The organism is Pseudomonas sp. LG1D9 (assembly GCF_002949995.1).
GTDB classification, from domain to species: Bacteria; Pseudomonadota; Gammaproteobacteria; order Pseudomonadales; family Pseudomonadaceae; genus Aquipseudomonas; species Aquipseudomonas proteolytica.
Genome location: NZ_CP026881.1, coordinates 4,287,564 through 4,300,876, shown reverse-complemented (window position 1 = coordinate 4,300,876; position 13,313 = coordinate 4,287,564). Strand labels below are relative to the sequence as shown.

The window sequence follows — 13,313 nt, the reverse complement described above, 5'->3', positions numbered from 1 at the left end:
GACACTGCGTACGGAAGGTGTGGGTTGAGTCACGGCAGAACCTGCAGGCAAGGCCACGGAAAAAGAGGCCCGCGGCAATGCCCGTCATGTTACTCGATAGCCAGCTATTGGATAGCTTCGTAGGGAAGTCCGACGTAATTTTCTGCAATGGTTTTACGCCCGGCCTCAGACTCGACAAAGTACTCCAGCTCGCTCTGGGCGATACGTTGGCTGAAGCCATCCGCCTCGGGAAACTGGTGCAGCATCGAGGTCATCCACCACGAAAACCGCTCGGCCTTCCAGATACGGCGCAGGCAGATCTGTGAGTATTTTTCCAGCAGTTCCACGCGCCCTTCCCGGTACACCTTGCACAGGATCGTAAACAGGGTGCTGACATCACTGGCCGCCAGGTTCAGGCCCTTGGCCCCGGTGGGCGGCACGATGTGGGCGGCGTCTCCCAGCAGGAACAGGCGCCCGTACTGCATGGGCTCCACCACGAAACTGCGCAGCGGGGCGATGCTCTTTTCGATCGACGGCCCGGTGACCAATTGCGCCGCCAGATCCGTGGGTAAGCGCGCCTTGAGTTCATCCCAGAAGCGCTGGTCGGACCACGCGTCAATCGACTCCGCGGCCGGCACTTGCAGGTAATAGCGGCTGCGGCTGGACGAACGCATGCTGCACAGGGCAAAGCCGCGCGGGTGCTTGGCGTATACCAATTCGTCGTGGACCGGCGGGGTGTCGGCAAGAATGCCCAGCCAGCCGAAGGGGTAAACCCGCTCGAAGGTCTTGAGCACGTCGCTGGGGATCGACTGACGCGCCACGCCGTGGAAGCCATCGCAACCGGCGATGTAGTCACAATCCACGCGTACCTGCTGGCCTTGATGCTCGAAGGTCAGCCAGGGCCGCTCGCCCTTGAGGTCGTGGGGTTGTACGTTGCGTGCTTCATACAAAGTGATGGCGCCGGCCTGCTCGCGGGCGGCCATCAGGTCGCGGGTGACTTCGGTCTGGCCGTAGATCATCACGGTCTTGCCGCCGGTCAGGGATTTCAGGTCGATGTGTTGCAAACGCCCATTCAGAGCCAGCTCGAAGCCTTCATGCACCAGGCCTTCGGCGTCCATCCGCTGGCCGACGCCCGCGTGGCGCAACAGCTCGACCATGCCCTGCTCCAGCACCCCGGCGCGAATCCGCCCCAGAACATAGTCCGGGGTCTGCCGCTCAAGAATCAGGGTTTCAATCCCGGCGTTGTGCAGCAACTGGCCGAGCAGCAGCCCCGAAGGACCGGCGCCGATGATGGCGATTTGGGTTTTTAGCGTTTTCATTATTTTTATGACCCGCCTGCTTCCCCCGAACGTAACCGGTGAAAGCGTTGTCAGTGGTTTTGGTACTGGCATTTTTCCCTTGAGTGACCGCCACAAGAAGGTGAAAACTGAGCCAAAGCCTGCGCTTTTCGCCAATCGGGGCGATTACCGAACCACTGTCCTGAGTATCGGATAAAAACATGACCAAAAATGCCAGCCCCGCGATTCCAGTGTTCAAACTCTACGGGGAAAGCCAACAGTGGCCGACGCCAGACTTGCTGCACTGTGAAACCATCTCCCGGCGCAGCCGTGAGTACCAGTGGGAGATCCAGCCCCACCGGCATGCGGACCTGTGCCAATTGCTCTACGTGTACAAGGGCCAGGCGCAACTGGAGATCGAGGGCCAGCGCACGACGCTGACGCAGTCGACCCTGCAGGTGCTGCCGCCGCTGTGTGTGCATGGGTTCCGGTTTTCCGAGGATGTCGAAGGATTTGTGGTGACACTGGCCGCGCCACTGGTGGCGCACCTGCAAGGCCAATTGGGTTCGGCGGTGGACGGCTTGAGCGCCCTGGGCAGCTACCCGGCGGGCCAGGACAGTGACTATCTCAATAGCCTGTTTACGCGGTTGCAGAACGAATACAGCGACGACTTCCCGGCCCGGGACATGATGATGCACGCCCTGGTCAGCGTGCTATTGGTGTGGATCAGCCGCCAGGCCATCCAGCGCCGCCATCCACGGGCCCCACGGGGCCGTGAATACTTCCGGCGGTTCACCCAGTTGGTGGAGCAGCACTACCGCGAACACCCGAAAATCGAAGACCTGGCGCACAAGCTGGGGATCTCTGTATCGCACCTCAATGGCACCTGCCGCGAATTGGGCGGGCAGCCGGCCTTGCAGATCATGCATGACCGTCAGTTGCTGGAGGCCAAGCGCCTGCTGACCTACACCAGCATGACCATCAACGAAATGTCTGAGGTTTTGGGGTTTTCAGATCCGACCAACTTTTCACGCCTGTTCCGACGACGCGTGGGGTTTTCACCCAAGGCATTTCGCGAACAGCTGAACGCGGCGCCTATCGATGGCGTGTCAGCGCAGAGCGCTCAACGTCGCTGAGTAGGTGCATTGCCCATGGTTGCAGCTCGCGGCCATGCCCGGTTGCTGGCGGGCCTGTTCGGCGCGGTAGGCGGCGGTGCCGTACAGGGCTGTGGCGAAGGCGCACAGGGCAAAGATCATCAGGTACTTTCTGGTTTTGATCGTCATGGCGGTGACCTCCGGACAGATCAAGAAGGTGCTGTCTTAAGCATAGGTCAGCCAGGGCGAGTTGCCAGTATTGACGGGTATTCAGGCGCCTTATCGGCCCTACAGCCCCGCATCCCATTGCGGCTCGGGCGGGAAGCGCAATACCAGGAAATCCAGAAGGCTGCGCAAGGCCTGCGGCATGTGCTTGCGCGAGGCGTAGACCGCGTACATGTTCATCCGCCGGGGCTCGGCATGGGGCAGCAGGCGGATCAGTTGCCCGCTGCGGATGTAATCGCCGGCCTGATAGGTCGGCAACATCGCCACCCCCGCGCCGGCCAGGGTCAGCCGTAGCAAGGTGCTGGCCTCATTGGCGCTGATATTGCCGTGCACCGGCACCGACACCGGTTCGCCATCCTCCTCGAAATGCCACAGGCTTTTGCCGAAGTAAGAATGGGTCAGGCAGTTATGCCCCGCCAGTTCCTCTACCCGCTGGGGTTGCGGGTGTTCCTGCAGATACGCCGGCGAAGCGCAGATCACCGAGCGGCATACCGTCAGTTGACGGGCGATCAGGTTGGGATCCAGGTCATTGCTGGTGCGGATCGCCAGGTCAATGCGCTCATCCACCAGGTTCACCGTGCGATCGAGCATCTGCAGGTCAATGCTGACCAACGGGTAACGCTTGACGTAATCGGCCATCGCCTCGGCCAACTGCGCCTGGCCAAACGAGGTGCTGACACTCAGGCGCACCAGGCCACGGGGGGCGTCGTCCGGTTCGCTGACGGCGGCCTGCATGTCGCAGGACAATTCCAGCATCTGCCGGCATCGTGGCAGGGTTTCGCTGCCGGCGGCGGTCAGGCTGAGCTTGCGGGTGGTGCGGTGCATCAAGCGTGCGCCGACCCAGTCCTCCAGCTCCGCCAGATAACGCGACACCACAGGGCGCGACAGGTCCAGATGATCGGCGGCGGCAGATTGGCTGCCCAGGTCGACCACGGTGACAAACACGCGCATTGCTTGAAGACGATCCATGATTTGCCCGATTTCAGAAACAAACTATGTTCCAGCATCGCATTTTTTGCTGCGTTCAGTGCAACTAAGCTCTGTCCATCGCCTGCCAAGGCACCCCTGACCTGGACCTGAACATGCTCACCACCCTCAAGCGCTTTGTATTGGCCACTACCGTTCTCGGCTTTGCCGCCCACGCCGTCGCCGCCGACCTCACTCTCGATGTCTACAACCCGGGCGAATCGGCGATCTTCCCCGTCAGTTCAGTGCTGGTCAGCGGCGAGAAAGACGCGATCCTGGTGGACGCGCAGTTTGGCAAAGGCCAGGCCGAACAACTGGTGCAGAAAATCCGCGCCAGCGGCAAACAACTGACCACCATCTATATCAGCCATGGCGACCCAGACTACTACTTCGGCCTCGACACCCTGGCCAGCGCCTTCCCCCAGGCCAAGATCCTCGCCCCGCAGCCAGTGGTCGACCATATCAAGGCCACCGTTGCCGGAAAGATCGAATACTGGGGTCCGAAAATGGGCGACGACAAGCCGGCCAAAACCATTATTCCCCAAGTCCTCGAAGGCCATAGCCTGACGCTTGAAGGGCAAGCACTGGAAGTGATCGGCCTGGACGGCCCGCAGCCGGATCGCAGCTTTGTCTGGATCCCATCGATCAAGGCCGTGGTCGGCGGCGTGGTGGTCTCGCAAAACATCCACCTGTGGATGGCCGACACCCAGGGCGCGAAATCCCACGCCGATTGGCTGGGCACCCTGCAACGTATCGAAAAACTCAAACCGGTCACCGTGGTACCCGGTCACTACCTGGGCACACCTTCGGCCAAATCTGTCGCCTTCACTGCCGACTACATCAAGGCGTTCGACGTAGAGACCGCCAAGGCCAAGGATTCCACCGCACTGATTGCGGCGATGAAAAAACGCTACCCGCACCTGGCCGATGAAAGCTCTCTGGAACTGAGCGCCAAAGTCGCCAAGGGCGAAATGAAGTGGTGAATTGATCCAACCTTTACCCACCCTGGAGAACGTCATGAGCAAGATTGCAATCATTGGTGCCACCGGCCGTGCCGGTAGCCAACTGCTGGAAGAAGCCCTGCGTCGCGGCCACACGGTCACTGCCATTGCCCGTAACACTGGCGCTATCGCAGCGCGTCCCGGCCTGACCGTCAAACAGGTCGACGCCCTGGACGCGGCAGCTCTGCAACAGGCCATCAGCGGCAGCGACGTGGTGATCAGCGCCGCGCACTTCGCCACCCTGCCCGCTGCCGCAGTGATCGGCCCGGTCAAACAGGCCGGCGTAAAGCGTTTGCTGGTAGTGGGCGGTGCGGGTTCGCTGCTGTTGCCGGGCGGCGGGCGGGTCATCGACAGCGAAGGTTTCCCTGCCGAATACAAGGCCGAGGCCAGTGCGGGTGCGGTGTTCCTCGACACCTTGCGCCAGGAAAAGACGCTGGACTGGACCTTTCTTTCGCCCTCGGCAGAGTTTGTCGAGACTGAGCGCACCGGCACGTTCCGCCTGGGCCAGGACGACCTGCTGGTGAGCAGCGAAGGCCGTAGCTGGATCAGCTTTGCCGACTTCGCCATTGCGTTGATCGATGAAGTGGAAACACCGAAACATTCGCGCCAGCGTTTCACCGTAGGCTACTAAGCACACACCCTGTGGCGAGCGGGCTTGCCCCGCGCGGCATGAGTATCTACACAACTCTTTGATGGTTCTTTGGGTTGTGTACATATCCGTTGCTGCGGTCACGGCGGCTATGGGTTCCGCCCTGACAGCCGACCTGATCGGTGAGGCTTACGCGTATACCTGTGGGAGCTGGCTTGCCTGCGATAGCGGTCGATCAGTCAATATATTTATCGGCTGATACACCGCTATCGCAGGCAAGCCCGCTCCCACAGGGGAATGCAGCTTCGCGCTCTGGCGTTGCTGTTGATCTGGCTTTTGATCTTAGGCGCCCCGTTAAACCACGATGGCCGCAGGCAGGTATTGCGCAGTGGGCACCCCGGCAGGATGCCGGGGTAGCCGCGACACGGCCATGGATGGCCGATCGCGGCGGGCCCACGGAGCAATGCCTGACTGCGGGCATGCCGAGCCTAGGCGAGGCACCGAGTGGTGGGGCAAGAGCGTTTTGCTTACTTTTGCGCTGTTCAAAAGTGAGCCGCCGTAAGGGCCAGCCCTTTCAAGGTCTTTTGAGCTTAGCTGCCTTGAGTACCCGATCCGTCGACACGTGAGCATTCGCGGCTTTGCCTTCCAGCCACTCTTTGGGTTTAGGCACCTTTGGCCCCCGTTTGCTCTTGGCGACCGCTTTAGGTAGGACGTTTTTCGCCAGCGTCAGTAAGTACGGAGCCAATCCTGCTTCAGGAATTGGGATCGATAAGGGCTCTGGCGGCAAGGCAATCTGCATGCCTTCATATCCGCTGCGTACCTGTACCGTCAGGTGGAAAATCGATGCTTCCCAATCGTCGGGCAGGATCTGGCGATGAGCCTGCTCAACGCTGCGTTTGAGCACCGCCAAAACGTTGTAAGCCAACACGGCCGACGCAAACCCCAACAGGGCTGCTTTGGGGTTGCCCAAGGTTTCGATTTCACTGTCCAACACCGCTTCCAGGCGCTGGAACATCCCTTCGATACTCCAGCGACGGCGGTACAAATCGGCGATTTGCTCGGCACTGATAGAGTCAGGCAAGTTGCTCCAGAACAGCAGCGTGGTGTCGCCGGATTCGGTGGGTTTTTGCAGCTTCAGTTCGACTCGCCGCCACTGGCAACCACCTTTTACTTCGATGATTTGCTCGCGCACGCTGCCTGCCGCAACCGCGATAGGCTCCTGCCAATCGCCTTCCTTAAGCAGACGTGGATGTTTGCTCTGTTCGCGGATGATGAACGAGGCCCCGGTATCTTCACAGGCCCCCATGACCGGGAGTGTGCAGTAGAGTCGATCAGCCATCCACAGTTGTCCCGCACTGGCTTTTTCCAGCAATGGCAGCACGCTGACGCGTTCGCTGGCATAGGCATCTTCACAAGGCTGAAGATCGACGACCTGGTCCAGATCGGGGTCGTAAACCACAACGGAAAAACCAGGCCGGGCGGCGCCCCGTTCCCTGCGCAAAGCGCCCAGGCGCTTTTCGCTGGAAGGCAGGTGGTTACCGTCAACGACCCTTAATTGCCAGCCAGGCAAAATGGCTGAGTGCCCCAGCTCTTTTATCGTCGGGGCCAAGCGCTCTGCGCTCCCGGTGACCAGGGCGCGCAGCAGCGCAGGCTCTGTGCGGCTGACCTTGTCATACAGCGCCGCCAAGCTAACAGGAAGGTCTTCCATCTGCCGCGCGGCGGCATGCAGAGAAGGTCGCAAGCCCAATGAAACAAGGGACATCAGTTCAACAATGGTTGAAAACAAAAGCTCGCGTGGGTACTGCCGCTGACGATGTTCTTCGAACACCTGATCGACCCATTCAGCAGGAACAGCCTGTTCCAATATCACTTTGGTCATGACACTGGCCGGTGCTTTTTTCTCAAACCGCGCTAGAACTTCTGCCCACATCGATTTCGTTCCCCTGACTGGCGTTTTGGGGGATTTTATCAAAGACCTTGAAAGGGCTGGCCGTAAGGGCGGAACCCATGGCCGCCGTTACCGCAGCAATGGATATGCCCCCTACATCAGCCCAAAACCCAGAGCCCAGAAGTATCAGAGAGTTGTGTAGATACTCATGCCCGCGCGGGGCTGCGCAGCAGCCCCACAACCAGTCTCTGCGCAATATCTGATTGCCACAGGTCAGGTGTGCAATCGACAAAGCAGCGCCTGTTTTTTCAATAGCCCCTGCGACTTTCTCATTTGCCCCCCGCCCTGGGTGGCCGCCTAATAGCGACCTTGTCCGCTCAAGGCCCGCCCATGGAAAACGTCCACGCTAAACCCACCACCGCCCTCTGGCTGATGCTCAGCGTTGTGCTGGTGGCCCTGAACCTGCGCCCGTCCATGGCGGCGGTCGGGCCTTTGTTATCGTCGATCCGCGCCGATGTACCCCTGAGTTTCAGCACCGCCTCGTTGTTGACCATGCTGCCAGTGATGGCGATGGGTTTGGCGATGTTCTTTGGCATTGGCCTGGGCAAACGGTTGGGTGAGCATCGCAGTATCGTGCTGTCGCTGGTGGTGATTGGCCTGGCCACCCTGTCGCGGTTGTTTCTCGACTCTGCGGCCGAATTGATCCTCAGCGCCATTGCCGCCGGCGTGGGCATTGCGTTGATCCAGGCGTTGATGCCCGCGCTGATCAAGTCGCACTTTCGTGACAATGTTTCGCTGTTCATGGGCCTGTACGTCACAGCGATCATGGGTGGCGCAGCATTGGCGGCATCGTTCTCGCCGTTCATCCAGGTGCAAACCGGCAGTTGGCGCATCGGCCTGGCAATCTGGGCGGTGCTTGCGGTATTGGCGCTGCTGCTCTGGTACGCCCAGCGCGCAGCGTTGCCACCCCTGCCCCCAGCCGGCGCCGGCCCCCAGGAGTCATTTTTCGGTAATCGCCGTGCGTGGTTGCTGGCGATTTTCTTCGGCCTCGGTACCGCCTCCTACACCTGCGTACTGGCATGGCTGGCGCCGTACTACGTCGAGCAGGGCTGGAGCGAACAGAACGCCGGGCTGCTACTGGGCTTCCTGACGGCCATGGAAGTGGTGTCCGGGCTGATCACCCCGGCCATCGCCAACCGGCGGCAGGACAAGCGCGGCGTGGTTGCCGTGTTGCTGGTGCTGATCATCGCGGGCTTCTGTGGCCTGATCCTCTCGCCGCAGCACCTCACATTACTGTGGCCGTGCCTGCTGGGCCTGGGCATTGGCGGGCTGTTCCCCATGAGCCTGATCCTGTCGCTCGACCATCTGGACAACCCACGCCGCGCCGGTGGCCTGACGGCATTCGTGCAGGGCATCGGCTACCTGATTGCTGGCGTATCGCCGCTGATTGCCGGGATGATCCGCGACCAACTGGGCAGTTTCGAGTGGGCCTGGTGGTCGCTCACCGCCGTGGTGGTGGTGATGTTACTGATCGTCCTGCGCTTCGACCCACGCCACTATGCACGGCATATCCGCTAGGGCGTCGTGTTCCAAACAGTATCTGTCCCACAATGAACATAGAAAGGTCCGACAGACCTTTCTATTGGTACGAGCGTTCCGTTAACATTTTGTCTTGTTTGCGCTGCGGTCGCGCAACAGACTCACGGACGGAACGAATGCTAAACAGCAACTTGCTTAGAAAGCTCGATATGCAGGACCTGATGGTGTTCATCGCGGTGTATGAGCAAAGCAGCGTCACCGATGTGTCCGAAACCCTGTTTGTCAGCCAGTCCACCGTCAGTTACAGCCTGAAGAAGCTGCGCACCAGCTTCGAGGACGACTTGTTTATCAATACCCGTGCCGGCATGCGCCCGACCTACAAGGCCAGCACCATGTATGGCCATGTGCAGAAAATCCTCGAAAGCATCAACCTCTGCCATGCGGGTGCGCAGACGTTCGACCCCAAGCAAAAAACCGTCACCTTCAACCTTTGTGCGCCCGAGTACTTCGAACAACTGATCCTGCCCAGATTGTTGAAAGACTTCGATCATGCCGACCTGCCGGTGATCGTCAACGTGCAGAAGCTGGAAACCGAGATTCCCATCGAAGCGCTGCGCGACGGGCGCCTGGACCTGGTGATCTGCTTCGGCCCGCACTTTCATCGCGAGCACAAGGACCTCAGGACCGAGATGCTGCTGGAGGACGACCTGGTCTGCGTCTTCGACAAACGCGCCGCCCCGCGCGAGCCGGCGTTCAGCCTGCAGTCCTTTGTGGCACGGCGCCACGTATTCCCCACGCCCTGGACCTCGGACACCAACATGATCGACGGCTGGCTGGCCCGCCAGGCCCACAAGCGCCAGGTCATCGCCCGCGCCAACAGCTACAGCGCGGCGCTGAAGATGATTGCCGGCACCGACTTCATCGTCACCCTGCCCCGACGTGTGCAGCAGTTGCTGGCCGTGGAGCCGCAGTTTGGCCACTGCGAGGCACCCAACGGCCTGCCGGGGTTTACCCTGGATATGCAATGGAACGACGCCAGCGAGCAGGAAAGCGCCAACCTGTGGTTTCGGGAACAGGTGGCCAGAGCCGCAGCAAGCCTCAAGCTGGAAGCGCTGAAAGAAGCCCATGCATAGCGTGCAATCCAACGTTCTCAGCCCTTCATAAAGGCTTCCAGCCGTGAGCGCATCCAGCGCTCGGCGGGGTCGCTGTCAACGTGGCTTAGCCAGACCATGGACAGGTCCAGGGTCGGCGTGTCGAACGGGAACGGCTCGCAAAACAGGTTGCCCGCCGCCGCCATGGCCTGGGCCGCATAGTCCGGCAGGCTGGCGATCATATCGGTGCCGGCCAACAACGCCGGCAAGGAGCTGTATTGCGGCACGGATAACACTACGTGCCGCTTGCGACCGATCTCTGCCAGCCACTCATCGGCAAAACCCGCAACATTGGCGGTGTGGGACACCAGCACATGGGGCCGTGAGCAATATTCATCGAGGGTCAGCGGCTGGTCCGAGGGATCGGCGCGTAGCACGCTGGGGCGGATATGGCGCAACAACTTGCGCTTGGCATTGGCCGGCAGGCCGCGGGTCTGGGTGATGCCCACGGTAATATCGCCCGCTGCCAGCAAATCCGGGATGCGCCAGTAATCCACATGCTGCACCACAAATACCACCTGCGGCGCTTCGGTGCGCAGGGCACGCAGCAGCGGTGGCAACAGGCCGAACTCGACGTCATCGGACAGGCCGATGCGAAAGGTCATGGTGCTGACAGACGGGTCGAAATCATGGGTAAGACTCAACGCCGCCGACAGCGAATCCAGGGCCGGCGACAGATGCAGGATAAGTTCCTCGGCCCGCGCCGTGGGTTCCATGCGATGGCCGACGCGGATAAACAGCGGGTCGTTGAACAACGTGCGCAGGCGGTTGAGGGCGGCGCTGATCGTCGGCTGGCCGAGAAACAGCTTCTCTGCCGCGCGTGTCACGTTGCGCTCGAGCATCAGCGTTTCAAACACCACCATCAGATTGATATCGGCCTTGCGTAATTCATTGCGATTCATGGCACGCGCACCACAGCCCAAGACAGCCGGCAGTTTAGGAACACAGCGGGCCCTGCGTCTATGTGCAGACTATCCAAGCCAAGGGTTTGGGACTATAAATCAGCTTCCACGGCAACCGAGAACATCACCGTGCTGGTCATTCTTGTCCTGGCTGTTCTGATGGCCGGGATGTGCATCTGGTCCATCAAGTTCATCGCCCACCCTACCGCCAGAACACTGTTGCGGGTATTTGTAGGGTTGTGCCTGGCCGCTATCGTTGCGTACCTGGTGCTCGCGTCGGGGTTTCCTACGGCCTTGCTGGTATCGGCAGGCATTCTTTAATCACCATCTCACTCAAGCATGGAGCGCTTAACCATGAAGTTCGCCTACACCATCGTCTATGTGCCCGACGTCGCCGCGTCCCTGCAATTTTTTGAAAACGCCTTCGGCTTCAACCGGCGTTTCCTGCATGAATCAGGCACCTATGGCGAGCTGGATACGGGTGGCACCACCTTGTCCTTTGCGGCCCATGAGCTGGGGGAGATGAATTTTCCCGGCGGGCACGTGGCAGCCCACAGCTCGAAACAACCACTGGGCATGGAGTTGGGGTTCGTCACCGATGACGTGCCGGCCGCCCACGCCAAGGCGCTAAGCGCCGGTGCAAGCGAGCTGACGGCGCCAAGCAGCAAGCCCTGGGGCCAGGTGGTGTCGTATGTGCGTTGCCCGGATGGCACGCTGGTGGAACTGTGTACGCCGATCCAAGGCTGACACGCACCTGGCAAGCCGGCTGTTGCCGTCAGGGTTTCAGCGGACGCTCCTGATCGCGCTCGGACAGTTCCGTACCATCATCCGGGTGCTTCCAGGTCTGTGGCTTCTCTTCCTCGCGACGCTGCCGGGCGCGCTCCTGCTGCGTCTCGTCGTGCGGCTTGGGTTCATTGTTCATACCGTCCTCCCGTCCTTAAGATTGAGTCCCGCTTAAGCAGCATAGAACAGCAAACGCATTTCTTGCGGGCAGCGAGCGCTGCAACTATGCAACTGGTTGCATATTAAAATTCACCCTGCTAATTTCTCCTCGCCAGGTACCCGACCCCCGATCCGATTGGAGCCGCCATGACTCTCCCCGCTGTGTTGCAAGGCCGTCTTTCGATTCCAGTGGTGTGTTCGCCGCTGTTTATTATTTCCAGCCCGCAGCTGGTAATCGCCCAGTGCAAGGCGGGCGTGGTGGGTTCGTTCCCGGCACTGAATGCACGACCGGCACCTGTGCTGGAGGAGTGGCTCAAACAGATCACGACCGAGCTGGCCGCGTACGATGCCCTGCATCCGGACAAGCCCTCTGCGCCGTTTGCGGTCAACCAGATCGTGCACAAGTCCAATGATCGCCTCGAACACGACCTGGCCCTGTGCGCCAAGTACAAAGTCCCGATCATCATCACGTCCCTGGGTGCGCGGGTGGATGTGAATGACGCGGTGCACGCCTACGGCGGCATCGTGCTGCACGACGTGATCAACAATACCTTCGCCAAAAAAGCCATCGACAAAGGCGCCGACGGCCTGATCGCCGTGGCTGCGGGCGCCGGTGGCCATGCGGGGAAGATTTCGCCCTTTGCGCTTATCCAGGAAATCCGTGAATGGTTCGACGGCCCGCTGCTGCTTTCGGGGGCCATTTCCCACGGCAATGGAATTCTCGCCGCGCAGGCAGCAGGTGCGGACCTGGCCTACATAGGCTCGGCATTTATCGCCACTGAAGAAGCCCATGCCCAGGCGGCCTACAAGCAGATGATTGTCGAGAGCTCGGCCGATGACATTGTGTACTCCAACCTGTTTACCGGCGTGCATGGCAATTACCTGCGCCAAAGCATCGCCAACAGCGGCCTGGACCCGGATGAACTACCGGTGTCCGACCCTTCGGCAATGAATTTCGGCACCGGTGAAGGGGCCAAGGCCAAGGCATGGAAAGATATCTGGGGCGCAGGCCAAGGTGTAGGCGCGGTCAAGTCGGTACTGCCGGCGGGCGGTTTGATCGAGCGGCTCAAGGGCGAGTATCAAGCCTCACGTAAACGCCTGGACCTCAGCGCGACTCATTAACGAAGAACAAAAGTGGGAGCTGTCGAGCCCTGGCGAGGCTGCGATGGCGGTGGGTCAGGTGACATCTTCGGTGCCTGTGTTGCCGCTATCGCAGCCTCGCTGGGGCTCGACAGCTCCCACAGGGGATTGGCGCTGGGTCGGGGATTTCAGTCTGGGTGGAGATCAAGGGTGGGAGCTGTCGAGCCCCAGCGAGGCTGCGATGGCGGTGGGTCAGGCGACATCTTTGGTGCCTGTGTTGCCGCTATCGCAGGCTCGCTGAAGCTCGACAGCTCCCACAGGGGATTGGCGGTGGGGCGGGGATTTCAGTCTGGGTGGAGATCAAGGGTGGGAGCTGTCGAGCCCCGGCGAGGCTGCGATGGCGGTGGGTCAGGCGACATCTTTGGTGCCTGTGTTGCCGCTATCGCAGCCTCGCTGAAGCTCGACAGCTCCTACAGGGGATTGGCGCTGGGTCGGGGATTTCAGTCTGGGTGGAGATCAAGGGTGGGAGCTGTCGAGCCCTGGCGAGACTGCGATGGCGGTGGGTCAGGTGACATCTTCGGTGCCTGTGTTGCCGCTATCGCAGCCTCGCTGAAGCTCGACAGCTCCTACAGGGGATTGGTGGTGGGGCGGGGATTTCAGTCTGGGTGGAGATCAAGGGT

Annotated in this window: 14 protein-coding genes; 8 read left to right on the top strand and 6 right to left on the bottom strand. The window is 60.7% G+C overall.

Going from position 1 to position 13,313, the window contains the following annotated elements:
- Positions 1-104 precede the first annotated feature (104 nt).
- Positions 105-1,298 carry a 4-hydroxybenzoate 3-monooxygenase gene (pobA, locus tag C5F71_RS20105; RefSeq protein WP_104911799.1) on the bottom strand — a complete coding sequence of 398 codons (1,194 nt, stop codon included), beginning with the start codon at positions 1,296-1,298 and terminating at the stop codon, positions 105-107.
- Between the two features lie 179 nt (positions 1,299-1,477).
- Here pobA and C5F71_RS20100 point away from each other — a divergent pair, with 179 nt between their 5' ends.
- Positions 1,478-2,392: a helix-turn-helix domain-containing protein gene (locus C5F71_RS20100; protein WP_029292322.1), complete on the top strand. Its 915-nt coding sequence runs from the start codon at positions 1,478-1,480 to the stop codon at positions 2,390-2,392.
- On the opposite strand, the gene C5F71_RS29090 is transcribed toward C5F71_RS20100, so the two are convergent.
- Both C5F71_RS29090 and C5F71_RS20095 read right to left on the bottom strand, forming a co-directional pair.
- Positions 2,366-2,539: a hypothetical protein gene (locus C5F71_RS29090; protein WP_166647834.1), complete on the bottom strand. Its 174-nt coding sequence runs from the start codon at positions 2,537-2,539 to the stop codon at positions 2,366-2,368. The two genes, C5F71_RS20100 and C5F71_RS29090, sit on opposite strands and share 27 nt — an antisense overlap.
- Positions 2,540-2,638: 99 nt before the next feature.
- Positions 2,639-3,544 carry a LysR family transcriptional regulator gene (locus C5F71_RS20095; protein ID WP_029292321.1) on the bottom strand — a complete coding sequence of 302 codons (906 nt, stop codon included), beginning with the start codon at positions 3,542-3,544 and terminating at the stop codon, positions 2,639-2,641.
- A gap of 113 nt (positions 3,545-3,657) precedes the next feature.
- Here C5F71_RS20095 and C5F71_RS20090 point away from each other — a divergent pair, with 113 nt between their 5' ends.
- On the top strand, positions 3,658-4,524 hold the full coding sequence (locus C5F71_RS20090) for an MBL fold metallo-hydrolase (protein ID WP_029292320.1): 867 nt from the start codon (positions 3,658-3,660) through the stop codon (positions 4,522-4,524).
- Positions 4,525-4,558: 34 nt separating this feature from the next.
- A complete protein-coding gene (locus C5F71_RS20085; protein ID WP_104911798.1) occupies positions 4,559-5,173 on the top strand; it encodes an NAD(P)-dependent oxidoreductase in 615 nt (204 codons plus the stop codon).
- A 532-nt stretch (positions 5,174-5,705) separates the two neighbouring features.
- Here the strand turns inward: C5F71_RS20085 and C5F71_RS20080 are convergent.
- The gene (locus tag C5F71_RS20080; protein WP_104910675.1) at positions 5,706-7,010 is read right to left on the bottom strand and encodes an IS4 family transposase; all 1,305 of its coding nucleotides are present in this window, start codon (positions 7,008-7,010) and stop codon (positions 5,706-5,708) included.
- A 399-nt stretch (positions 7,011-7,409) separates the two neighbouring features.
- On the opposite strand from C5F71_RS20080, the gene C5F71_RS20075 reads away from it, so the two are divergent.
- Both C5F71_RS20075 and C5F71_RS20070 read left to right on the top strand, forming a co-directional pair.
- Positions 7,410-8,597, top strand: a complete 1,188-nt coding sequence (locus C5F71_RS20075) for a cyanate transporter (RefSeq protein ID WP_104911797.1) — start codon at positions 7,410-7,412, stop codon at positions 8,595-8,597.
- Positions 8,598-8,734: 137 nt separating this feature from the next.
- On the top strand, positions 8,735-9,691 hold the full coding sequence (locus C5F71_RS20070) for a LysR family transcriptional regulator (RefSeq protein ID WP_029292317.1): 957 nt from the start codon (positions 8,735-8,737) through the stop codon (positions 9,689-9,691).
- 17 nt (positions 9,692-9,708) lie between these two features.
- Here C5F71_RS20070 and C5F71_RS20065 read toward each other — a convergent pair whose 3' ends face one another.
- Complete coding sequence (locus C5F71_RS20065; protein ID WP_029292316.1) at positions 9,709-10,611, bottom strand: LysR substrate-binding domain-containing protein; 903 nt, start codon at positions 10,609-10,611, stop codon at positions 9,709-9,711.
- Between the two features lie 129 nt (positions 10,612-10,740).
- Here C5F71_RS20065 and C5F71_RS20060 point away from each other — a divergent pair, with 129 nt between their 5' ends.
- Complete coding sequence (locus C5F71_RS20060) at positions 10,741-10,932, top strand: hypothetical protein (RefSeq protein ID WP_029292315.1); 192 nt, start codon at positions 10,741-10,743, stop codon at positions 10,930-10,932.
- Positions 10,933-10,965: 33 nt separating this feature from the next.
- Entirely contained in the window at positions 10,966-11,358 is a 393-nt protein-coding gene (locus tag C5F71_RS20055; RefSeq protein WP_092234331.1) for a VOC family protein, read from the top strand.
- Positions 11,359-11,386: 28 nt separating this feature from the next.
- Here C5F71_RS20055 and C5F71_RS29085 read toward each other — a convergent pair whose 3' ends face one another.
- Positions 11,387-11,533 (bottom strand): hypothetical protein, encoded by a 147-nt coding sequence (locus C5F71_RS29085; protein WP_166647833.1) that lies wholly within the window; start codon positions 11,531-11,533, stop codon positions 11,387-11,389.
- 167 nt (positions 11,534-11,700) lie between these two features.
- Here C5F71_RS29085 and C5F71_RS20050 point away from each other — a divergent pair, with 167 nt between their 5' ends.
- Entirely contained in the window at positions 11,701-12,675 is a 975-nt protein-coding gene (locus C5F71_RS20050) for a nitronate monooxygenase family protein (RefSeq protein WP_092234328.1), read from the top strand.
- The last annotated feature ends 638 nt before the right edge of the window (positions 12,676-13,313 follow it).